We start from the raw sequence: 21,038 nt of genomic DNA, 5'->3' as shown, positions 1-21,038 counted from the left end.
TACATGCCAAATTTTTCATGCCTTCAAAGTGTGAAATTTTCAATCGACACATTTCCCAAAGTTTCAAACAAACGTTTGATTGAAATGTAAATTTCCAGACTGATACTACATTAAAAAGCTTAATCAAACATTTGATTGACAATTTGAAAGAATTGTCGAAGGAATACTCGTATGCTAAGCTTCCTCGATCAATCGCCACGACAACACTGAAATATCATCAGGATACCCTTGGGCTCCCAGGAAAGTTCGAACCATTTTCAGCGCGTCATCCGGGACCACGACGGCTGCAATCTCCTTTTTTTCAAAAACGAAATCACCAATGTTCCGCCACTCCCTTTCCCGATAAAACGTATGCCCTTCCTTCGGGTGGAAGTCGGTGATTTTTATGAAATCCATCAATGGGTGCACATCTTTCAATAAGTTATCCTGTGATTCATGGACAGATGACAGATAACAAACTGGCAAAAATACATCATGGACAGCCTCTGCTTTAAATCCGATCGCAGCTCTACCGTAGTAAACAGCGTGCTCCACCAGATCTTTGAACGGGATATCAGTCGTACTGCAGAAGGCGTTTGTTTTATAAGGACCTACCTGCTCCTGACTGGTTGCTTTTAACCGTTGCGACTGCAAAATCTTCAACAGGATATCAACAGATTCTTTTTCAGACTTCGGCTTGCTCTTTTTCACCAATTCATCTGGACTTAGAACTTGTACATCGCCTTTTGGAGAACCAGTGAAATGCCAATAGATCCTTGAATAATATCGCTGCATAAAAAAACACCCTTCTATCAGGACTTCCTAACAGAAAGGGTGTGCATCTTGACTATATTTATGTGTACGTCAACTTTCCTTCTCAAAAATCTCAATTTCACGCCACTTACCGAATTTATAGTATCCATACGCAACAACACTGCTAATGACAAAACTCGCCCCAATTCCAAAAGCGATGCCGTCTTCACCTAACCACCGCGAAAAAAGGTAGGTTAATGGGACACGAAGCACCCAGAATGAAATCAGGTTAAGAATCAAGATGTGGACCATCGCTCCCGCTGCCCGGACGATCCCGTTCAAGACAAAATTGATTCCTAGAAATGGATAAAAGAAAGCGACACTCTTTAAATAGGTGGTTCCGAAAGCAATCGTTTCCTTGTCACTGACGAATAACCGGATCAATCCTTCTGCGAAAATGAATGCAATCAAACTAATGGAGAAGGAAACACCCAGTATGAGATAAATTCCGTTTTTGGAAATCGCCTCAACTCGATCCCACGAACGGGTACCGATATTCTGGCCTGCCATACTGTTCACAGCTGAGCCTAAGGTAAATGCTGGCAGCATAATGATACTGTCGATGCGCTGGGCAGCTCCAAAACCGGCCACTACATCTGCTCCGAAATGGGCGACGATACCCATGATCGCAGCAACGCCTCCAGAAATCGCCATCATTTGAAGTCCTGCCGGAAAACCGAGCTTAAATAGTGTAAAAAAGTAAAACCTTGATGGCACATAGGGCATGACGAACGGGACATTCGCTCTCCATACCGAATAGAAAACGCCATAAACGAATGCAAAACCTTGGGAGACGATTGTGGCGTACGCTGCACCTACGATTCCCATATCAAAGGTCCAGATGAAAATCGGATCAAGGAGCGTATTTAAGATGACAGCCATGAACACGAATCGAATCGGCGTTTTACTGTCGCCAAGAGCCCGTAGCACCGTCCCGATAAAATTGTAACCGAACAAGAACAGGATTCCGAGGAAATTGACCTGCAGATAGGTTTTCGCTAATGGGAAAATCTCTTCCGGTGTACCGAGCAGCTCCAACAGCCATCCTGATACAAAGAACCCGATTACTCCTAAGGCCAGGGCCATGATGCCAAGCACAAAGACAAAAGCATTCAACGATTCCCTCAGGCCTTCTTCATCGTCCACACCTTTCTTTTGCGAAAGGACGGTCAGGGAAGCGCTGTTCACCCCGATAATGAAAGAGAGGATAGTGAAAATCAATGTAGCAGAAATCGAAATCGCACCTAAAGCATCTGAGCCCAAAAGATTGCCTACCCACACACTATCGATGAATTGGAACGATGTTTGCAGGATGTTCGTAAGAAAAATCGGCACAGAGAAAACAATCATCTGTTTCGGAATTGGACCTTTTGTAAAATCCATTTGTACAGCCATCGTTCCACCACCTTTTTTCACAATCCTGTCATATGGAAAAGCACTCCTTTAGATGTGGAGTGCCTTCCGAAGTTTAACAAATGTAATTTCCCCATTATAGACCCGATCTAAAACCTGTGTCCCGATCCACTGGGTACAGATCGCGAACAAGAAAATCCACCAGCCGATCACAAATGCTGTTAAGAAAAAAATCACTCCATTGATCCAGAACATCATTTGACCAGGTGCACGTTTGAACACTTTCGCGAAGATCTGTGCCAAAATAGCCATACCACCAGAGGATGCACCATTTTTAAAAAGAATACCCACACCGATCCCGAATAGACATGCACCAAAGATAAGATCCATCCACGGTATCGAAATCGCCCGAGGTAACAGGAGACCGACCAGATCAACGGTAATCGAAGTAACTGTTACTGAAAATATCGTCTTCCCTGCTGAAGCGGCACCGAGAAATTTTACTGCTACGAACAACAAAGGAACATTGACGAGCCACAAAGACCAGCCATGGGGAATGTTCCAAAAATATTCATTTAAAATGGCGATTCCTGCAGCCCCGCCAGATGGGATATGGTGTGGAAAAAGAAACAGGCCCATACCAAGACCTTGAATGATCGCACCCATTGATAAAAAAATGAAAGTTTTTATAGTTGGACCCATTTAGCGCTTTCCACAACCTCAATGCTGTCTTGCACTGATTGGATCATCGAACAGTTCTTACGAGTCAGCTGCATCGCCTTTTCAATCTTCTGTTCATTCCAATCTGATGCCTTGATATGAAAAGTAAGTTCGATTTTCTCTATACGGTTTGCCTCTGCCTCGTTCCGTTCGACATTAGCATTCACTGCGATATCTTCAAAAGGGTACCTCATTTTCTCTAATACCTTTCGCAATACCCCTCCGCTGCACACAGCAACCGATGAAACGAGAAGTTGATATGGGCGGAAGCCATACTCCTCATTCCCGGAGATATCGAGCTTACCGTATTCAAATTTTGTCGTAAATCCGCCCTCAGTCATTTTATATTCCATTTTCAGCCCACCTGACCTCTCAAAGAAGATTGTACTCTGATATAATGTTTAAAGGATTTTTTGTAGAATTTCAATGATTGTAAAAGAATAAACCAATATATAAAAATGTACCAACTTATGAAAGGAAGTACAAGTTATGCGTTCCGCACGTTATCGATTCGCCGTTCTGATCGCCGTCGTTTTTGTTTCCGGGTTTGCGCAAGGATTGTTGTTGCCACTGCTCGCTATACTGCTTGAAAGGGCCGGAGTTTCATCAAGCGTAAACGGTCTCAGTGCGTCTGCATTTTATATCGGCATCTTACTTATTTCACCTTTTATTGAAAAACCATTACATAAATTCGGCTACAAAAAGCTGATCATTACCGGTATTGCTCTTACTTGTGTATCGGTGCTCATCCTTCCGCTATGGGAAGCAATCTGGTTCTGGTTCATACTCCGTGTCCTCATCGGGATCGGGGACCATATTTTCCATTTCGCGACACAGGTATGGCTCACCTCAATGAGCACCGAAAAAAGACGTGGACGGAACATTGCCATCTATGGTGTTTCATTCGGACTCGGATTTGGTATCGGGCCTGTCATGACAAGGCTTGTCGAAATCCATCAGGCATTGCCCTTCATCGTTGCAGCAGCACTATGTGTACTTTCATTATCCTTGCTTATACGAATTGACAATGAATATCCGGAAAACATCACGACACCAGATGTTCAAAGCACATGGCAAAGGTACGGAAAAGTTTTCAGAATGTCCTGGGCCGGGTTGCTTGGAACGTTCGGATATGGATTTATCGAAACAGCCGTCCATAGTAACTTCCCGGTGTACGCCATCCGTCAAGGACTTGGTATCGAAGCCGTATCAATCCTCCTGCCAGCCTTCGCGGTCGGTGCTCTCGTGTTCCAAGTTCCACTCGGATTATTAAGTGACCGTTTCGGCCGAAAACCGATCCTAATGATTTCATTATTCATCGGTGGTATGAGTTTTTTAGCGATGAACCTGGCCGATTCACTCGTTTACTTGACTACGATGTTTGTCGTTGCAGGATTATTTCTCGGCTCTTTGTTTTCAATGGGGATCACTTATATGGCTGACCTTCTCCCAAGAGAATTGCTCCCGGCAGGAAATATCTTGGCTGGCATTTGTTTCAGTCTAGGAAGCATATTCGGTCCTTTGATCGGTGGATTTGCCATTCAGTTTTTTAAAGAAGGAAGTATCTATTACACAATCGGAGGTATGATGCTTATCCTGTTCATCGCCATCACCTTTTTCCAGCAGAGCCAGTCAAAACAAACTGTTGAGGGACAATCTTAGAAAACACGATCACCCAAGTACAGCAAAAGGTTTAACCCTTTATTTGCCAAGGTATACTATATTTGAGACAGATAAATTGACGAATTATGATTTAGCTTTTAAAATCGTAATCAGATAATAATTATTTTAATGTAAATATAGTTAAAGGAGTCGATCAAACAATGAGATTACGTACTGAAATGCCTGAATTTGAAGGTGCAACTGAATGGTTGAACGGTGAGGTTTCGAAAGATCAATTAGTCGGAGATAAGCCGACTCTTGTCCACTTCTGGTCTGTAAGCTGCCAGTTGTGCAAAGATGCAATGCCTAACATCAACCAATTCCGTGATGATTATAAAGACGAATTGAATGTGGTTGCAGTCCACATGCCTCGTTCAGAAAAAGATCTAGATATTGGACAAATAAAAGATGTTGCTGCTGAACATGGGATTACACAGCCGATTTTTGTTGATAACCAGCACAAGCTAACAGACGCTTATGAAAATCAATACGTTCCTGCTTATTATGTATTCGACAGTGAAGGCAAGCTTCGGCATTTCCAAGCAGGCGGCGACGGAATGAAAATGTTGACCAAACGTGTCAATCGCGTACTAGGAAAATAATATCTATCTATAAATAAAATAGAAGGAGCTGACTCGGTCAGCTCCTTCTATTTTTGAAATTCCTCTCATATAGCCTATAGAAGAACGCTATTATTTTATACATGATCAATCCTGCGAGCCCACCTAGTCCATTCAACAATATATCGTCTATATCAAAGATTCGGCTTGCATAATAGAATTGCAGCAGTTCGATCAACCCGCTCACGCCGAACGAGATGAAGAACATCTTAATAAAAGAATTAAGCCTTCGCAACATCAATGGCAATAGAAAGCCTAACGGCATGAACAATAGTAGATTACCGATTACATTTTTAAAGATCAGCCAATAATTCCCGCTTCTCCACATCAATCGGATGCTATCAAGCAGGACCAGATTAAATGACTTTCCATACACGTAATAGTTGAAGGTGAACAAAGTGGAGTATATCAGGACTGATAAATAACAGACAAATAGGATTGCTCCTATCCATCGCCACTTCATACGAGCGTATTCTCTTGCACCTTTTTGTATTTGCATATGCTGTACTCCTTTGTTCCTATCCCTCACAAAACCAGGAATAGTGTACCACATAAATAGGACTTGCAGTACTAGTTTATGATGGTAAAACTGTATTTAGGCCGAAATTATCTACACAAGTATAAAAGCGCGAACAGCAAGTAAAGCCTGTTCTCCAAACACACAAAAAGGGTCACCTTGCTTTAAGTCAGGTGCTTTTTCCTCACAACATTCGCATATTGCTAAAAACTGAGACCGTAGGTGCGAATAAAAAGACCTATACTCATAACAAACTAACCCTTCAATCATAGATCTTCACTTCTCAATTCAGTTACTGCAGATGATGTTTCCTAAACGCTCCGTCAAGCGGACATTCTCTTTAAAATCAACAGGGCAATCGATGATGACTGGTTTTTCAAGCTCGAACGCCCTTTCTAAAAGCGGTTTGAATTCTTCAGCCCGAAGAACTTTCATTCCTTCAGCACCGAACGCTTTCGCCAATTGGACAATATCTGGATTTTCAAATGTAATACTTGAACTGCGATCATACTCGTTCATCTGCTTCCATTCGATCAATCCGTAACGGTTATCGGTCCAAACAACGACAACAATCGACAATTTCAAGCGGACCATCGTCTCAAGCTCTTGCACTGTCATCAGGAATCCACCATCCCCAGCAACAGCTACCACTTTTTTATCTGGAAATGCAAGCTTAGCTCCGATTGCACCAGGTAGTGCAATTCCCATTGAGGCAAAACCGTTCGAAATGAGGCATGTGTTCGGTTTGATGCAATGGAAGTAACGGGCAAGCCACATCTTATGAGCTCCTACATCCGAAAGCAAAATAGCATCGTCATCTAATACGGCTCTTAAATCAGCTGCAATCTTTTGCGGTTTCATCGGATACGATATATCTTCCTCATGTTCAGCGAGATCCTCCATGATTTCATTGCGGAGCTTTTCAAAAAACGGAGCCATTTTCTCACGAGCATTTACTTTTTCAGTCAGCTGGCTCAAGTTTTCAACAATATCACCAACCACGCTTACTTCTATCGGATAGCACATATCAACCTCCGCTGGCTGTGTATCAATATGGATGATTTGCCTCTTTCCATCCGGATTCCATGCTGAAGGAGAGTACTCTGCAAAATCAAAACCGACTGTAATGATCAAATCTGCTTTGTCTATTCCGCATACAATGTGGTCTTTTTCTTGCAAGCCTACAGTTTGCAAGTTCTGCGGATGTTCATAGGTGATCGCACCCTTCCCCATGAACGTGCTTGTAAACGGTGCCCTTATTTTCTCAACAAAACGTCGAAGCGGTTCCGATGCTCTCATTCTTGTTACTCCGTTCCCAACGAGTATAATCGGATTCTCCGCTTCATCGATTGCCTGGGCAGCATCGTCTATCGCCTTATCGAGAGCCCTGGTCAACATTTTGTTGGCCCATGGCTCCTGAAGTGTCCCTTCCACTTCCAACTCCGCAATATCTTCTGGAAGCTCGATATGAGCCGCCCCAGGCTTTTCACTCACTGCTTGTTGGAATGCCTTTCGGACGACTTCAGGCACTATATCTTTATCACGTATGGAGGTATTCCACTTCGTAACCGGCTTGAACATGGAAATCAGATCATAAAACTGGTGGGACTTCTTATGTTGTTGCTCCAGTCCCGCCTGTCCTGTTATGGCGATCAATGGCGTCTTATCCATGTTTGCTTCCGCCACCCCTGTCAAAAGGTTTGTTGCCCCAGGGCCCAGTGTCCCAAGACAAACACCTGGTTTTCCTGTCAATTTGCCATACACGCCGGCCATGAATGCTGCCCCAGTCTCATGTCTTGTTGTTATGAACTCGATTTCCGATTCCTTCAGTGCTTCAAGAAAATCAATGTTTTCCTCTCCTGGTACACCAAAGATATATTCGACCCCTTCATTTTCAAGACATTTTACAAATAACTCGGATACTCGCATAGTCGAATCCCTCCATTTTTTCCTACAACAATAAATAGGTCTATCGTATTCATTCCTTTTTTAACAGTGGGTTTGAAACCTATTTATTTTGCTAGCATATCCAAAAGCTTTAAAAAAGTTCAATCGCCATGGGTCAGCCACGAAGGACACTGGAAGACCGACGAGAAGGCTTGCGCCGCTGCAAGAAGACTGAAGTGATCAGTGGTTGTGCGATTAAAACTCCTTCACCACAACCAATATTTCACACTTCCTTGGCTTACTAAAAAAGCCACCCTAATTGGATGGCCACAGACTTAATGGTATTGGTTTTTCTTATTGGCAGAGCTGCTTGTTTTGTGTTTACTATCGCTCTTATGCTTTTTGTTATTTTTCACATTATGGTTCTGTTTATTATCGCTCATTGTTATTCTCCTTTTCAAAAGAATAACTATAGTTTCTCCTCATCAATTACGAATATGCGAAGCCTGAAATCACGTATTTTTCTGGAGTTTATTGAATGTCGCATTCACTTCTCCACCGATAATGAGCATCAAACCTGAGACATAAAACCAAAGCATCAATACAATGACCCCGCCTAGACTTCCATAAGTGGCACTAAAGTTGCCGAAATTATTGACATAAAAAGAAAATGCCCATGATACGAACTGCCAACCAACTGTTGCTAAAACAGCTCCGATCCAGACATTCTTCACTCCTAAACGTTTGTTCGGTGCGACAAAATAAATAATTGTGATTACGCACACGATGATGAGTGTACTAAGTACCCACCTGAGAGCATTCCATATCGCTTCCCAATGGGGCAGTCCAAGATACCCGAAAATATGGCCAATCATCTGTCCAAAAACCGGCAAAGCCATAGCCACGAATATGATGAGAAGCATACCGAGTGTCAACATCATCGCAACTGCTCTGGCTACGATGAAATTTCTGCTTTCTTCCACATCATAAGCTTGATTCAATGCCCTGATCACGGCATTCATACCATTAGACGCCGTCCATAAGGTAGCGATGATCCCAACTGAAAGGATCGCGCCACCCTGGTTATTGATGATTTCCGTATTCTCTTTAACGATATTCATCAACTCTGGCGGTCCATAGAGTTGTATAAGGGTAAACAATTGATTTTTGTCCACGATTGTCGTGAGGATGGTTACTGTCACAATCAGAAATGGAAAGAGTGACAGCAGAAAGTAAAAAGCAAGCTGTGCTGCTAAATCGGTTACACCGTCATCTTGTATCCGTCGGAATAAATCCTTCCAGAATATCTTTTTCGATGGCTGCTTTAATCTCACCACCACCACTCCCCCCAATCCATAGGTCCCAGGCTTACTTTATATAGAAGCAATGTTTGTCCCATTTTCGGAACCAATAAGAGTAAACCAATCTTGCTGGATTGGTTCAATGGGTCTTTCCTTAATATTTATTGTCCTCATGGTCATGTATGTCCGTTAATTCTTTCCCGGCGTCTCTCACTTTGCCGGAAACATCTTTCAGCTCCCCGCCGACCTCTTTCATGCTTGAATACGTCTCGACAGAATGCTGTCGAACTTCATCAACTTTCTGGATGACATCCCTCACTTCACGAGATAAATCATTCAACGCTTTAGATGTAGTGTCCATCGTATGCTTTACTGTTTCCATGATGACCGAAGGATCTTCCCTTACTGTCCTATATAAAGATGATGTCTGGTCCTTGATTTTTGCTGAACGTGTCTGCACATTTTTACGAGTGTTCTTGTCGATTAACGCTGCCATACCTCCAACAACTGCGCCGATCAGGATGCCTTTCCAAAGGAAAGAGCCCTCTTTTTTTTTGTTCATGCTCACTGGGGTGGTTTGGTTTACTTTTTGTTGTTCTGGTGTGTATACAGATTGAGTCATAAATGATCTCTCCTTTTTATATTGTTGAATAGTATTTAATTTCCCCTGTTCTCGGAAAACCAAAACATCAGGAGAAAATTGTTTAGGGATTTTTTTTGCAGGGTATGAAAAATTACAAATATAAAAATAAAATTTAAAGGAGGAAATACCATATGTCATTTATTTGGACCTTGATCGTAGGTGGTATCATAGGTTGGTTAGCTGGCCTTATTGTCGGGCGAGATGTACCTGGAGGGATCATCGGAAATATCATTGCAGGGATTATCGGAGCATGGCTCGGTTCATTATTACTCGGTTCATGGGGACCTTCTCTTGGAGGCCTCGCGTTAATACCGGCGCTGATCGGGGCCATCATCGTTGTTCTCTTGCTGAGCATGATCATGAGACGGACAAGAAGACCAAGTCGACATCATTAAGTAAACAATTCAAGCATGGGATCGGCTCATCATAGGAGTCGGTCTCTTTTTATTTTGTAACGGATGAAATGCTCACAGCCGATTGTGATCAGATTGAAAGCTTCATTAAACTCCCCAGTCATGTAGGGATCCAGTATGTCATCCTCCTCTTGCTCGACTACAAAATCAAGGAGTCTTGAAATCGTTCCTGTTTGGCGCATTCCAGCTAGACGGTGTAATTCGCCTAGTGTTTCAGCATCCATAGCAAGGATAAAATCGAACGTTTCCAGATCTTCTCCTTTGACTTGCCTGCTTTCTTTTTGAGTAAAGGGAATTTTTTCATTTGTTAAAAATTGGACAGTTTCATCATCGGGAGGTTCTCCAACATGCCAGTCATAGGTGGCAGCTGTATCAACTTCAATCTGAAGTCCCTCATTTTTACACTTTTCTTTTAAAACCGCTTCTGCTATTGGAGCTCGACAAATTCCGCCAAGTGATACAAATAGGACCTTCAACATCTACACTTCCCCTCTCTAAATCCATATTATTCATTGTATCAAATATCGATTTTTTATGAGGTTGTCCAACATTTTCTTCAATGTAAAAAGGCATGTTTCCCTCTTATGTAGAATATTAAAATAGTAACCATATATAGATAGGAGGAAAAAAAAATGACGCAGTTTGAAGAGTTCTTAGGGAAAGTGAGCGGTTGGGTATGGGGGCCCTGGTTGCTCGTATTACTTGTCGGGACTGGTATTTTCCTGACATTCCGACTCAGCTTCTTACAGTTTTCATTACTACCTTATTCATTGAAATTGGCTTTTACCAAAAAGCAGGACAAAAAGTCTGAAGGGGATATTTCACACTTTCAAGCCCTGATGACAGCATTAGCGGCTACAATCGGTACTGGTAATATCGCCGGGGTAGCAACAGCTGTATTCATCGGTGGACCCGGGGCAGTCCTTTGGATGTGGCTCAGTGCCCTTTTCGGTATGGCGACAAAGTATGCCGAAGCGATTTTAGCTGTAAAATATCGAGTCAAAAACCAGAATGGGGAAATGTCCGGCGGTCCGATGTACTACTTGGACAAAGGATTGAATGCAAAATGGCTTGGTGTCCTGTTCGCATTTTTCGGTGCCTTTGCCGCATTCGGAATCGGGAATATGGTTCAATCCAACTCTGTGGCAGATGCAGTCCAGACAACATTCAATGTTCCTGGGTGGGTAACAGGCTTGATCCTGATGGTATTGACTGGGCTCGTCATTCTTGGTGGTATCAAGAGTATCGGCCGAGTCGTTGCATACCTGGTTCCATTCATGGCCCTCTTCTATGTCGTCGGGGGGCTTGTAATCTTATTCATGAACCTTGACCTCGTTCCTGGGGCTGTCGGCTTGATTTTCAGTGATGCCTTTACAGGGGAAGCCGTAGCGGGTGGTGCACTAGGTGCAGTCATTCGTTGGGGTGTCGCTCGTGGAGTCTTCTCGAACGAAGCTGGTTTAGGTTCAGCGCCGATTGCAGCAGCAGCAGCGAAGACTGACTTCCCTGCTCGCCAGGCGCTTGTATCTATGACCCAAGTTTTCATCGATACGATCGTTGTCTGTTCGATCACTGGAATCACGCTCGTCATGGGTGATATGTATAAGGGTGATCTGAATGGTGCCGCTCTTACGACAGAAACATTCAGAAGCTTCCTAGGTGCACCGGGTGCTTTGATCGTAACGATTGGAATCATCCTATTTGCATACTCGACTGTCTTAGGATGGTCCTATTACGGCGAAAAATGTTTCTCTTACCTATTCGGAGACAGTTCAGTGAAATTTTACAGATTATTGTTTGTCCTAGCAGTATTCGTCGGAACAACCGTTTCTCTCAATGTTGTTTGGACGCTTGCGGATATCTTCAACGGCTTGATGGCGATCCCGAACTTGATCGGACTTCTCGGTCTATCCGGTGTAGTCGTGGCCGAAACAAAGAGATTCCTTGCCGTGAAAAAAGAAGAAGAACAAAAGCAAACCTCACATTCAGCATAAAAAAATGAAGAAGACCCAAAGGGCGAAATTACCTTTTGGGTCTCTTCATTTTACGCTGGAATTTACGTTTTTAAGATAATTTCGCTGAATTTAAGATAATTCTCTTGTTTTAAAGATGATTTGAAAATTTTAATGATAATTTTCATTTTTTAATGTTTGACACCTGTTTTTTAAAGATAACATTATTCGAGAACAGGATGATCTCAATTTCAGCCTTTGATAACTTTTACATAGTAGTTGCGGGCCCGAGGTCCATCAAATTCGCAAAAATAGATGCCTTGCCAGGTCCCGAGGATTGGCTTTCCATCTTCTATAATTACTATTTGCGAGCTTCCAACCGTACTCGCTTTCAAATGCGATGCGGAATTTCCTTCAGCGTGTTTATATTTTTCATGTTCCCATGGATAGACTTCATCCAATCTCATCAACATATCGTGCTTTACATCAGGGTCTGCATTTTCATTGATTGTGATTCCTGCAGTCGTATGGGCACAATAGATATAAACTACCCCGTTGGCAATCCCGCTTTTTTTGATCAGGTCTTTTACTGTTGATGTCACGTCAAGCATTTCATCATGGCTATTTGTTTGGATGGACTGTTTGTATAGCATCGCTACCTCCTCATGCTTTTCGTTATCTTTTTCCATTTCGCTTTCTCTTCCAGCTTTGCTTTCTGATCATTCTTTCGCTCGAGATAAGCAAGTTCACGTTGTAATTTTTTATAGGATGCATACCTTTCTTCCGTCAAATCCCCTGTGTCAATGGCCGCTTTTACTGCACATCCTGGCTCGTTATCATGCTGACAGTCCCTGAACTTACATACTTCAGCAAGTGCATCGACATCCCGGAAGCTTTCGGATAACCCATCATTCGTATTCCACAATTGAAGCTCTCTCATTCCAGGCGTGTCGATCATTAACCCTCCCTGCGGCATAAGGAACAGTTCCCTGTGGGTCGTTGTATGCTTCCCTTTATCATCGCCTTCACGGATTTCCTTCACCTTTTGGATTTCTGCTCCATACAGGCGATTCACCAGTGTCGATTTCCCGGCACCTGATGAGCCAAGCAGTGCAACAGTTTTTCCTTCTGTCAGATAAGGTGTGATTTCATCAATACCATCACCCGTTTCAGAACTGATGATATGAACGGGCAGACCGAAAGCGACTGTTTCTACTTCATTTAACCATTTCTGGATATTTTCACACAAATCCGATTTACTGAGCACGATCACCGGATTTGCACCGCTCTCCCATGCCATCAGCAGGTAACGCTCGATCCTTCTTACATTGAAATCCTTATTCAGCGCATTCACTAAAAATACCGTATCGATATTCGTTGCAATGATCTGTTCTTCTGTTGTCAAACCAGCAATCTTCCTTGAAAATTTACTGGTTCTCGGCAGGATGGAGTGAATCGTAGCTGCACGATCATTTTCACGGATCTGACACATGACCCAATCTCCTACCGCAGGATAATCTTCACGTTTTGTTGCTTCAAAATTCATTTTACCAGAGATGGAGCCACGGATTTCACCATGCTCTGTCAGCAAGGTATACATTCCTTTATGCTCCAGTGCGACTCTTCCCGGCTCATATCCTTTATTGATCCATTCGTTTGCTTGTTCAATACGTTCTTCATTAAAACCTAGTTGTTGTAAATTCAATTCAATTTCCTCCTATTTTTAAGATCACGATAAGTTAAAAAAACCACCGGAAATTCAACCGATGGTTTTCAAAAAGCTTAGCTCTATTATTTTTAATTGTTGATTGTTACGAAATCCACTCCCTTTCCGCAGGCGATCCGCAAGCCTCCTCGCTAATACCTCGCTGGGGTCTCGCTTGGCTCGCTTTTCCCGCAGGAGTGTCGCGAATTTCGCTAATCAACATTAAATTTAACAGAGCCAAATCATAAATAAAAAACCACAGGCCGCGCACAGCCCATGGATTCATTACGCAAATTCAAAAAATAGAAAGAAATCGTGTTATTTTTATACGACGTATCTCTTGAAGGGCTGTGCATCATATACAATTGGTGAATATTCCATTTCAATGAATTTGTACATAATACAAAACCTCCTTCAAGTCCTTTAATCTGTTTCCATTATATGCTGTCCATTCCAGAAAGTAAATATTATTTGCTAAATGTTTCAATAAATTGGATGATTGCCGGTCCTAATAGAACGATGAACAAACTTGGAAAAATGAACAAAACAAGCGGAAACAACATTTTGACAGGTGCCTTCATCGCTTCTTGTTCAGCACGCTGTTTCCGTTGCTCGCGTACTTCTTCGGATTGGACACGCAGGACGTTTACCATTCCGATTCCAAGCTTTTCAGCTTGCAAAATACTGCTGATCAAGATGTTGATTTCATCTACCGTCAAGCGTTCCCTGACACCACGGAGTGCTTCCCTCCGCGTTTTCCCCAATCGAATTTCTTCAAGACAACGGTGGAATTCCGTGGATAAGACGCCTTCTTTTTTTGAAACAACCTTACTGAGAGCACCGTCAAATCCGAGGCCCGCTTCAAGACTTACTGTCAGAAGATCCAGCACATCAGGAAGCTCGTGTAATGCAGATTGTGAACGAGCTTTCATTTTACTCTTCAAATAATAAGGAGGTAGTATGATCGCAACCAACATCGCAAATGTAACTGACAGAATGATTCCACCCAATTCGAATGTTTTAGATAGTATGAATCAGAAAAGACAGTGCATCCGGGACTAAAATTAAATTCAAGTAAAAAACTCCCCAAACAATAGGAGAGTTTCATCAATAGTTATTTTTGTTCACGGAATGTCAAGCGCGTCATTCATTTCGTCAATTTTCGGCTCTTTTTTCAACATCAGCATCATTAATGATTCATCGTAATAATATCCATAGATTTTCAGCGAACGCCTTTCCAGCCCGTATTCTACAAACCCTAATTTCTCATAAGAACGGATCGCTGAACTGTTTTCCGACACCACAGTCAGGAGGATTTGCTCAAGGTCCTCTATTTTTTTAGCCTCTTCTACCAAATACTGAAGAAGTTTGAATCCGATACCGTTCCTTTGGAAATGCTTTGCGACATACACCCCTACGATATCACCTTTATGCTTCGTTTTGTTTTTCTCTCTCTGCAAAAAAGTTCCGATCCCTACAAGTTTACCGCCGTAAAATGCTCCAGCCGTAAAATGGGTATCAGGATTTTGTCCTCTTAAACGCTCTGTAACTTGTTCTGCTTGTCGTTCAATTTCTTCCTCGTAAGAAGATGCGAAGGCTTCCGGGAAATTTTCGAGCCCTTCTAACCTGAGTCTAAAATAACCTTCTGCATCCTCTGGTGTCAGTTTTCGGATTTCTATCATGGTCTCCCTCCCCTTCTCTTTTACTCGTTAATCTTTACTGCTGTTCCGTATGCTACGATTTTAGAGGCATTCGCCATGACAGAAGAGGTTTGCAGACAACAGGCTATGATCGCATTCGCCCCTTTCGCTTTTGCGTCTTCCACCATTCTTGAAATCACAATCTTGCGTGCCTGTTCCATCATTTCGTTGTATTCCCTGATTTCGCCCCCGATGATGGTTTTCAAGCCAGCCAAAATGTCTTTACCGACATGCTTAGCCTGAATTGTGCTTCCTTTGACGAAACCCTTCAACTCAATGACTTCTTTACCTGGAACTGTATCAGTAGTCACTATAATCATTGTTCTTTTCCTCCTCTTTTTCTTTGATCCGTTCAACGACTGTAAGAATGAACAGCGCTAGTATGGCAATTCCATAAATGATGAACAACAGGATCGAAACCCATAAGCTGATGAACAGGAATACAACTGCTGCTCCTTGTATTACAACTGTCAAAAGCAGTATAAGAGATTTATATTTGGACATTTTCCACCTCATAACCGCAAGCATTTTCGTATACGTTGTTTCACCGTGCCAGGTAAAGGTTGGTTTAAGCCTCTTTCCAATAATAGTGGATATTCAACACCATTCTCTTTCCAATAAGATTCGATGAGGTCGGCTTTTTCCCCTTTTTTTGGAATCAATTGATAGAGGATAAACCAATCCTCCAAGGAAGTGTAAGGAATATGGCGGTGGTCATAGGTGATTCCTTTTAGATCCAGAATCAACTCATAAATGCCTGAATCATTTTCCAACGCAAATCCTGCCATGAAGTCGACTGACGTACTGCCCATTTGATAGGTTTTGAAGGATTTCGTTTTAAAAGGGGCTTTTCTCTCAGCTGGGACCTCCTCTGCCATACGATCCATTACATTCATCGCTTTTTTGCCATCCTCCATTCGAATCATCAAATCGATATCATTCGGATGGATATCCAGCCCATTTTTATAAAGAACATGTGAGCCGCCGATCCCCCAGAAAATGCCTTCTTTATTCAATGCATTCGCAACTCTCTCTAAGACAAACTTTTGCATTTACTCACCCCTTACCAATTTGTAACGAATCGTTTATACCGCTTTTACAATATACTGCTAAACTGACCTCGAATACATCACAGGAGGTAACTGAAATATGCACTGGTCCAAAAGGCTTTTCTTTTTCATGTTAGCTATTTCCATAATAATACCGGTGACAGCAAATGCTGTAGAAGGTCCTTTAAATACGACTGGCAAACAGGATGGCGGAATCGGTGATACGACAAATTATCTTGATGAGGTGCCGAACATTGCCATCGATCCGAAGGTGAATGACATCATCTATCCTCTTTTTGCAACACCATCCATCAAAAAGAAAGGACAAACCCTGACCATAAAAATGGATAGCCAAGGGAAAGAGGCAGGCAATTGGAGTGTAAAGCTTAAACCGACGAACCATTCTGCTTTTTTTGAAACCTACGAATTACCTATCGAGAAGGTTTCAACTGGTGATTCCCATTGGAAAGATAGTGCGACCATCCATGATGTGACCGTGAAAATACCTGAAAATACACCTGAAGAACTTTACGATCTGGAAGTCGCATATACTGCCAATGGACAACGAATAACGGATGAGCAGCCCCATTCAGTAAAGGTAGTTGAAGAATTCAAAAAGGATTTCACTTTCCTGCATCTCACGGATACCCACATCGGCTCACCTCGTAACCTAGGTGACCATGACGATCCATCATCTGTAGATCCTGGTCGATTGAAAGAGGCAGGCATGTGGGACCCTGATCCTGAAAAACGCTGGCTCTATCTTCAAAAAGCAATCAAAGAGGTCAATATGAAGAATCCCGATTTCGTCGTTGTCACAGGTGATCTTATGTATGGACAAATGAATCCGCAAGAATACATCTATGAATATGAAGAAACGTATAAAATGCTTCAAAAACTGGATGTACCTGTATATCTCGTACCAGGAAATCACGACTATTACGCGCAGGACGCCACACTCGCTGATGGGGCAAAATACTGGGAGCAATACTTCGGTCCGCAGTACTTTTCTTTTGATTATGGCCCTTATGCCCATTTCATCGGCTATAACTCCTTCGACTGGCATAAATTTGACCGAAGCGGCCATGGAACAGTCTCCGTTCCCACTTGGGGCGGACAGATCCGGGAAAAGCAACTCGAATGGGTAAAAGAAGATTTGGAAAAGAACGCAGCAACAGCACAAGCTGGTCAAATCAAAGGATTGTTCTCCCACCACAATCCACTATGGCGTGACCGTGACATCTGGCCGAAGGCTGATCCTGAAGTTAAAGAATACTGGAAGCAATACGATGCGCAGCATAATCCGCAAAATCTACAAACCTTGATCCTTGGAGAAAAGCTCGGTATCAAATATGATCAGCAATGGCATGGTGAAAATGCGCATGAATTGATCGATATCATGAAACAATACAATATGGATCTCAGCTTGCACGGGCATACACATATCGATGATGTAACTCAACAGGATGGGATCCTTTATACCACGACAACTGCTATTGAGCTTTCTGGAAGGCCATGGGTAGGTTTCCGTCCGTTCCAAGTGAAGGATGGGAAAATTACAGATTATAATTATGAAGAGGCAGGTCACTCAGTCCCAGTATATCAAAACGGGGATACCGAAAGCGGCATCATGTCCCTGGAGTCGAAGTATTCGGATCCGAATGACGGTACTACCTCAGAACAACAGGTCAGCATCACGAACCGATTGAAAAAAGACATGACGGTCACCATTCCTATCTACCTAGTTAAGGGTGATTATGATGTCTCAACGGGAGAAGTGAAACAGGATGTGACTTCCGGCAATAAGCAATACCTGGAAGTTGAACTGACCATCCCAGCGAACATTACAAAGACGATTACAGCCAATTAAACTACACTGCTCCCGGGTATCCACCCGGGAGCTTCTTTATGTCGAAAATTCATTTATAGTTTTCTGTTGACAATTTAATAAGAATGATTTAAGTTTTGTGTATAGGAAACATTTTTATAATCAGGCATATATTATGACTATCACTAAAAGTCATTTTTATTTTTTACGAAAAAGTTGCACACGTACAACTTTTATTTATATGGTGAACGTTGTTAGTTACGTACACAAGCAACAGAGCATATATAAAAAATAAAAGAACGAAAGACTGATAAATGGAAGGAGTGTGTAGAATGTCAAATGCCTTATCAGTTAAAAACTTGAACGTATCCTATCTCGGTAACGTCGCTTTGACTAACGTATCGTTCCAACTAGATGAAGGAGCTCTTGTCGGAATCATCGGCCCAAATGGAGCTGGAAAATCGACGTTGATCAAAGCAATGATGGGGCTGATCCCTTCAGAAACAGGTAAAATCGAAATCCTTGGGAAACCGATTAGAAAAATCCGGAAGAAAATCGCATACGTCCCGCAACGAAATGATATCGATTGGGACTTTCCAATCCAGGTCATCGATGCTGTGATGATCGGGACTTATCCGCACCTCGGCTTATTCAAGCGCCCGAAAAAGAAAGAACACGACTGGGCTTATCAATGCTTAGAGCGTGTTGGCATGCAAGACTATGGCAAACGCCAGATCGGCGAGCTTTCAGGAGGGCAGCAGCAGCGTGTTTTCTTGGCTAGGGCACTGGCTCAAAAGGCAGATATCTTCTTTTTGGATGAACCGTTTGTCGGTGTCGATGTTTCCAGTGAAAACACGATTATGGAAATTTTAAAGGAACTTCAAAGAGAAGGAAAAACGACGCTTGTCGTCCATCACGATCTCAGTAAAGCCAATGTATATTTTGATGAATTGATCTTATTGAATAAAGAGTTGATTGCAAAAGGTGAAGTAACTGATGTATTGGAGGTCAATACAATCCAGAAGGCGTACGGGAACCCTCTCGCATTCATGAATAACGAAATAGGAGTGAAGCAAGCATGAACTTCATAGAAGCCATCATCCACTATGAATTTTTACAAAAGGCGTTGATCACTTCCGTCATGGTCGGGATCATCTGCGGCGTCATCGGTTGCTTCATCATCCTGAGAGGCATGGCTTTGATGGGAGATGCAATTTCTCATGCGGTACTCCCAGGAGTTGCCCTATCCTATATGCTTGGTATCAACTTCTTTTTCGGAGCGGTCATTACCGGGGTTCTTACTGCAATCGGAATCGGTTTTGTGAGCCAAAACAGCCGTCTGAAAAATGATACAGCTATCGGGATCTTGTTTACGTTCGCATTTGCTGCTGGAATTATCCTGATAACCTTTATGAAGAGCAGTACAGACTTGTACCATATTCTATTCGGTAACGTGCTCGCAGTAAGGCCATCAGACATGTGGGTCACGTTGATCATCGGCATACTTGTCATCGCAGGAGTTTATTTCTTTTACAAGGAACTGCTCGTCACTTCCTTTGATCCCACTATGGCTTCTGCATACGGACTATCGACGAAATTGGTTCATTATCTATTGATGACAATGCTCACGATGGTAACAGTTGCTTCCTTGCAAACGGTAGGGATCGTGCTCGTCGTTGCAATGCTCATCACACCTGCAGCAACTGCGTACCTATTGACCGACCGATTATGGGTGATGATTTATCTAGCTGCAGGATTCGGGGTCGTCGCGTCAGTTGTCGGATTGTATTTCAGTTTTATGCATAACCTTTCATCCGGAGCAACAATCGTACTTGTATCAACAATATTGTTCATTGCAGTGTTCTTGTTCTCGCCAAGACACGGCTACATTCAAAAAGTCATCAAATCTAGAAAAAGAGCTTCATTAGCAAATTAGAGAGGAGAACAGGAAAAATGCTTAAAAAAACGTATCTTTTGTTTTTAGGGGTGTTGACTGCATTACTGCTTGCTGCCTGTAGCAATGGGGAAAACACTAAAGATGGAGGTAAGCTTCAAGTCGTGACGACATACTCGATTCTGCAGGATATGGTTAAAAATGTCGGCGGGGATAAGGTTGAAGTCCATAGTATGGTTAAAATCGGGGCAAACCCGCATGAATACGACCCCCTTCCTGAAGATCTCAAGAAAACCGCTGATGCGGATGCTGTCTTTTACAATGGTTTAAATCTTGAAGCAGGAAATTCATGGTTTGAAGAATTGCTCGGTACAACGGGTAAAGACGGTGAAGATGCACCCGTATTCCGACTTAGTGAAGGTGTGGAACCGAAATACTTAACGACAAAGGGAAATGAGGGTGAAGAGGATCCTCATGCTTGGCTCGATGTCTCAAACGGAATCAAATATGTTAAAAATGTAAGGGATGGACTTATCAAGGTTGATCCGGAAAATAAAGAAACCTATGAAAAAAATGCAGAAGAATATATCAGCAAATTGGAAGATCTTCATGAAGATGCAAAAAACAGTTTTGATGAAATTCCAAAAGAAAAGCGCTACCTGGTTACGAGTGAAGGAGCCTTCAAATATTTCAGTGATGCTTATGATATTGAAGCAGGGTATATCTGGGAAATAAACGCAGAGAACCAGGGATCGCCTGACCAGATCCGTGCAGTAGTCGATTTAATCAAAGAAAAAGATATCAAAGTTCTTTTCCTTGAAACAAGTATTGACGCTCGAAGTATGGAAGCCGTTTCGCGTGAAACAGGGGTACCGATCGGAGGCAAAGTCTTCACAGACTCCCTAGGAAAACCTGGTGAAGATGGGGACACCTACATCGAAATGATGAAATGGAACATCGACACGATAAGAGAACAACTGAACAAACATTAATAGTTGAAAGGAT

24 protein-coding genes are annotated in these 21,038 nt (G+C 42.5%); 8 read left to right on the top strand and 16 right to left on the bottom strand.

Annotated elements, in window-relative coordinates:
- Positions 1 to 174 precede the first annotated feature (174 nt).
- The 4 genes from ACJROX_RS03510 to ACJROX_RS03495 form a co-directional block, all read right to left on the bottom strand.
- The gene (locus ACJROX_RS03510; protein ID WP_408009401.1) at positions 175 to 774 is read right to left on the bottom strand and encodes an abortive infection system antitoxin AbiGi family protein; all 600 of its coding nucleotides are present in this window, start codon (positions 772 to 774) and stop codon (positions 175 to 177) included.
- A 69-nt stretch (positions 775 to 843) separates the two neighbouring features.
- Positions 844 to 2,187 (bottom strand): MATE family efflux transporter, encoded by a 1,344-nt coding sequence (locus ACJROX_RS03505; protein ID WP_408009400.1) that lies wholly within the window; start codon positions 2,185 to 2,187, stop codon positions 844 to 846.
- A 48-nt stretch (positions 2,188 to 2,235) separates the two neighbouring features.
- Positions 2,236 to 2,847: a YitT family protein gene (locus ACJROX_RS03500; RefSeq protein WP_408009399.1), complete on the bottom strand. Its 612-nt coding sequence runs from the start codon at positions 2,845 to 2,847 to the stop codon at positions 2,236 to 2,238.
- Positions 2,832 to 3,218 (bottom strand): OsmC family protein, encoded by a 387-nt coding sequence (locus tag ACJROX_RS03495; RefSeq protein WP_408009398.1) that lies wholly within the window; start codon positions 3,216 to 3,218, stop codon positions 2,832 to 2,834. Before ACJROX_RS03495 ends, ACJROX_RS03500 begins: the two co-directional genes overlap by 16 nt.
- Positions 3,219 to 3,354: 136 nt before the next feature.
- On the opposite strand from ACJROX_RS03495, the gene ACJROX_RS03490 reads away from it, so the two are divergent.
- Complete coding sequence (locus ACJROX_RS03490; RefSeq protein WP_408009397.1) at positions 3,355 to 4,527, top strand: MFS transporter; 1,173 nt, start codon at positions 3,355 to 3,357, stop codon at positions 4,525 to 4,527.
- 161 nt (positions 4,528 to 4,688) lie between these two features.
- The gene (locus tag ACJROX_RS03485; RefSeq protein ID WP_408009396.1) at positions 4,689 to 5,129 is read left to right on the top strand and encodes a redoxin domain-containing protein; all 441 of its coding nucleotides are present in this window, start codon (positions 4,689 to 4,691) and stop codon (positions 5,127 to 5,129) included.
- 37 nt (positions 5,130 to 5,166) lie between these two features.
- Here ACJROX_RS03485 and ACJROX_RS03480 read toward each other — a convergent pair whose 3' ends face one another.
- The 4 genes from ACJROX_RS03480 to ACJROX_RS03465 form a co-directional block, all read right to left on the bottom strand.
- Positions 5,167 to 5,646 carry a VanZ family protein gene (locus tag ACJROX_RS03480; protein WP_408009395.1) on the bottom strand — a complete coding sequence of 160 codons (480 nt, stop codon included), beginning with the start codon at positions 5,644 to 5,646 and terminating at the stop codon, positions 5,167 to 5,169.
- Positions 5,647 to 5,952: 306 nt separating this feature from the next.
- A complete protein-coding gene (locus ACJROX_RS03475) occupies positions 5,953 to 7,593 on the bottom strand; it encodes an acetolactate synthase large subunit (protein WP_408009394.1) in 1,641 nt (546 codons plus the stop codon).
- A 470-nt stretch (positions 7,594 to 8,063) separates the two neighbouring features.
- The gene (locus tag ACJROX_RS03470) at positions 8,064 to 8,888 is read right to left on the bottom strand and encodes a YihY/virulence factor BrkB family protein (protein WP_408009393.1); all 825 of its coding nucleotides are present in this window, start codon (positions 8,886 to 8,888) and stop codon (positions 8,064 to 8,066) included.
- A gap of 118 nt (positions 8,889 to 9,006) precedes the next feature.
- A complete protein-coding gene (locus ACJROX_RS03465) occupies positions 9,007 to 9,474 on the bottom strand; it encodes a hypothetical protein (protein ID WP_408009392.1) in 468 nt (155 codons plus the stop codon).
- Between the two features lie 152 nt (positions 9,475 to 9,626).
- Between ACJROX_RS03465 and ACJROX_RS03460 the strand changes: the two genes are divergently transcribed.
- Positions 9,627 to 9,890 (top strand): GlsB/YeaQ/YmgE family stress response membrane protein, encoded by a 264-nt coding sequence (locus ACJROX_RS03460; protein WP_408009391.1) that lies wholly within the window; start codon positions 9,627 to 9,629, stop codon positions 9,888 to 9,890.
- Positions 9,891 to 9,919: 29 nt separating this feature from the next.
- Here the strand turns inward: ACJROX_RS03460 and ACJROX_RS03455 are convergent, their stop codons facing one another.
- Complete coding sequence (locus ACJROX_RS03455; protein ID WP_408009389.1) at positions 9,920 to 10,387, bottom strand: low molecular weight protein-tyrosine-phosphatase; 468 nt, start codon at positions 10,385 to 10,387, stop codon at positions 9,920 to 9,922.
- 153 nt (positions 10,388 to 10,540) lie between these two features.
- Between ACJROX_RS03455 and ACJROX_RS03450 the strand changes: the two genes are divergently transcribed.
- A complete protein-coding gene (locus tag ACJROX_RS03450; protein ID WP_408009388.1) occupies positions 10,541 to 11,899 on the top strand; it encodes an alanine/glycine:cation symporter family protein in 1,359 nt (452 codons plus the stop codon).
- A 209-nt stretch (positions 11,900 to 12,108) separates the two neighbouring features.
- On the opposite strand, the gene ACJROX_RS03445 is transcribed toward ACJROX_RS03450, so the two are convergent.
- From ACJROX_RS03445 to ACJROX_RS03415, 7 genes are all read right to left on the bottom strand, one after another.
- Complete coding sequence (locus tag ACJROX_RS03445) at positions 12,109 to 12,546, bottom strand: secondary thiamine-phosphate synthase enzyme YjbQ (protein WP_408009386.1); 438 nt, start codon at positions 12,544 to 12,546, stop codon at positions 12,109 to 12,111.
- The gene (rsgA, locus tag ACJROX_RS03440; RefSeq protein ID WP_408009385.1) at positions 12,513 to 13,562 is read right to left on the bottom strand and encodes a ribosome small subunit-dependent GTPase A; all 1,050 of its coding nucleotides are present in this window, start codon (positions 13,560 to 13,562) and stop codon (positions 12,513 to 12,515) included. The genes ACJROX_RS03445 and rsgA overlap by 34 nt, the downstream gene beginning before the upstream one ends.
- Positions 13,563 to 14,029: 467 nt before the next feature.
- A complete protein-coding gene (locus tag ACJROX_RS03435) occupies positions 14,030 to 14,572 on the bottom strand; it encodes a type II secretion system F family protein (RefSeq protein ID WP_408009384.1) in 543 nt (180 codons plus the stop codon).
- 114 nt (positions 14,573 to 14,686) lie between these two features.
- Positions 14,687 to 15,244 carry an N-acetyltransferase family protein gene (locus ACJROX_RS03430; RefSeq protein ID WP_408009382.1) on the bottom strand — a complete coding sequence of 186 codons (558 nt, stop codon included), beginning with the start codon at positions 15,242 to 15,244 and terminating at the stop codon, positions 14,687 to 14,689.
- A gap of 20 nt (positions 15,245 to 15,264) precedes the next feature.
- Complete coding sequence (locus ACJROX_RS03425) at positions 15,265 to 15,582, bottom strand: YbjQ family protein (RefSeq protein WP_408009381.1); 318 nt, start codon at positions 15,580 to 15,582, stop codon at positions 15,265 to 15,267.
- Complete coding sequence (locus ACJROX_RS03420) at positions 15,563 to 15,766, bottom strand: hypothetical protein (protein ID WP_408009380.1); 204 nt, start codon at positions 15,764 to 15,766, stop codon at positions 15,563 to 15,565. The genes ACJROX_RS03425 and ACJROX_RS03420 overlap by 20 nt, the downstream gene beginning before the upstream one ends.
- 8 nt (positions 15,767 to 15,774) lie before the next feature.
- Complete coding sequence (locus tag ACJROX_RS03415; RefSeq protein ID WP_408009379.1) at positions 15,775 to 16,314, bottom strand: hypothetical protein; 540 nt, start codon at positions 16,312 to 16,314, stop codon at positions 15,775 to 15,777.
- Between the two features lie 97 nt (positions 16,315 to 16,411).
- Between ACJROX_RS03415 and ACJROX_RS03410 the strand changes: the two genes are divergently transcribed.
- The 4 genes from ACJROX_RS03410 to ACJROX_RS03395 all read left to right on the top strand — a co-directional run bounded on the left by ACJROX_RS03410 (position 16,412) and on the right by ACJROX_RS03395 (position 21,025).
- Positions 16,412 to 18,181, top strand: coding sequence for a metallophosphoesterase family protein (locus ACJROX_RS03410; protein WP_408009378.1), 1,770 nt, complete (start codon positions 16,412 to 16,414; stop codon positions 18,179 to 18,181).
- A gap of 290 nt (positions 18,182 to 18,471) precedes the next feature.
- The gene (locus tag ACJROX_RS03405; protein WP_408009377.1) at positions 18,472 to 19,221 is read left to right on the top strand and encodes a metal ABC transporter ATP-binding protein; all 750 of its coding nucleotides are present in this window, start codon (positions 18,472 to 18,474) and stop codon (positions 19,219 to 19,221) included.
- Positions 19,218 to 20,075, top strand: a complete 858-nt coding sequence (locus ACJROX_RS03400) for an iron chelate uptake ABC transporter family permease subunit (protein ID WP_408009376.1) — start codon at positions 19,218 to 19,220, stop codon at positions 20,073 to 20,075. Before ACJROX_RS03405 ends, ACJROX_RS03400 begins: the two co-directional genes overlap by 4 nt.
- A 17-nt stretch (positions 20,076 to 20,092) precedes the next feature.
- Positions 20,093 to 21,025: a metal ABC transporter substrate-binding protein gene (locus tag ACJROX_RS03395; RefSeq protein WP_408009375.1), complete on the top strand. Its 933-nt coding sequence runs from the start codon at positions 20,093 to 20,095 to the stop codon at positions 21,023 to 21,025.
- The last annotated feature ends 13 nt before the right edge of the window (positions 21,026 to 21,038 follow it).

It is taken from the genome of Pseudalkalibacillus sp. A8, assembly GCF_045920555.1.
Lineage (GTDB): Bacteria > Bacillota > Bacilli > Bacillales > Fictibacillaceae > Pseudalkalibacillus.
The sequence above is the reverse complement of the archived record's forward strand: the minus strand, read 5'-3'. Positions and strand labels throughout refer to the sequence as shown.

Excerpts from the sequence above, each read along its gene's own strand:
- ACJROX_RS03415 (WP_408009379.1), bottom strand. The coding sequence starts at position 16,314 with ATGCAAAAGTTTGTCTTAGAGAGAGTTGCGAATGCATTGAATAAAGAA.
- ACJROX_RS03505 (WP_408009400.1), bottom strand. The coding sequence starts at position 2,187 with ATGGCTGTACAAATGGATTTTACAAAAGGTCCAATTCCGAAACAGATG.
- ACJROX_RS03485 (WP_408009396.1), top strand. The coding sequence starts at position 4,689 with ATGAGATTACGTACTGAAATGCCTGAATTTGAAGGTGCAACTGAATGG.
- ACJROX_RS03475 (WP_408009394.1), bottom strand. The coding sequence starts at position 7,593 with ATGCGAGTATCCGAGTTATTTGTAAAATGTCTTGAAAATGAAGGGGTC.
- ACJROX_RS03450 (WP_408009388.1), top strand. The coding sequence starts at position 10,541 with ATGACGCAGTTTGAAGAGTTCTTAGGGAAAGTGAGCGGTTGGGTATGG.
- ACJROX_RS03455 (WP_408009389.1), bottom strand. The coding sequence starts at position 10,387 with ATGTTGAAGGTCCTATTTGTATCACTTGGCGGAATTTGTCGAGCTCCA.
- ACJROX_RS03510 (WP_408009401.1), bottom strand. The coding sequence starts at position 774 with ATGCAGCGATATTATTCAAGGATCTATTGGCATTTCACTGGTTCTCCA.
- ACJROX_RS03500 (WP_408009399.1), bottom strand. The coding sequence starts at position 2,847 with ATGGGTCCAACTATAAAAACTTTCATTTTTTTATCAATGGGTGCGATC.
- ACJROX_RS03495 (WP_408009398.1), bottom strand. The coding sequence starts at position 3,218 with ATGGAATATAAAATGACTGAGGGCGGATTTACGACAAAATTTGAATAC.
- ACJROX_RS03460 (WP_408009391.1), top strand. The coding sequence starts at position 9,627 with ATGTCATTTATTTGGACCTTGATCGTAGGTGGTATCATAGGTTGGTTA.
- ACJROX_RS03425 (WP_408009381.1), bottom strand. The coding sequence starts at position 15,582 with ATGATTATAGTGACTACTGATACAGTTCCAGGTAAAGAAGTCATTGAG.
- ACJROX_RS03490 (WP_408009397.1), top strand. The coding sequence starts at position 3,355 with ATGCGTTCCGCACGTTATCGATTCGCCGTTCTGATCGCCGTCGTTTTT.
- ACJROX_RS03405 (WP_408009377.1), top strand. The coding sequence starts at position 18,472 with ATGTCAAATGCCTTATCAGTTAAAAACTTGAACGTATCCTATCTCGGT.
- ACJROX_RS03410 (WP_408009378.1), top strand. The coding sequence starts at position 16,412 with ATGCACTGGTCCAAAAGGCTTTTCTTTTTCATGTTAGCTATTTCCATA.
- ACJROX_RS03480 (WP_408009395.1), bottom strand. The coding sequence starts at position 5,646 with ATGCAAATACAAAAAGGTGCAAGAGAATACGCTCGTATGAAGTGGCGA.
- ACJROX_RS03400 (WP_408009376.1), top strand. The coding sequence starts at position 19,218 with ATGAACTTCATAGAAGCCATCATCCACTATGAATTTTTACAAAAGGCG.
- ACJROX_RS03395 (WP_408009375.1), top strand. The coding sequence starts at position 20,093 with ATGCTTAAAAAAACGTATCTTTTGTTTTTAGGGGTGTTGACTGCATTA.
- ACJROX_RS03465 (WP_408009392.1), bottom strand. The coding sequence starts at position 9,474 with ATGACTCAATCTGTATACACACCAGAACAACAAAAAGTAAACCAAACC.
- ACJROX_RS03445 (WP_408009386.1), bottom strand. The coding sequence starts at position 12,546 with ATGGAAAAAGATAACGAAAAGCATGAGGAGGTAGCGATGCTATACAAA.
- ACJROX_RS03430 (WP_408009382.1), bottom strand. The coding sequence starts at position 15,244 with ATGATAGAAATCCGAAAACTGACACCAGAGGATGCAGAAGGTTATTTT.
- ACJROX_RS03420 (WP_408009380.1), bottom strand. The coding sequence starts at position 15,766 with ATGTCCAAATATAAATCTCTTATACTGCTTTTGACAGTTGTAATACAA.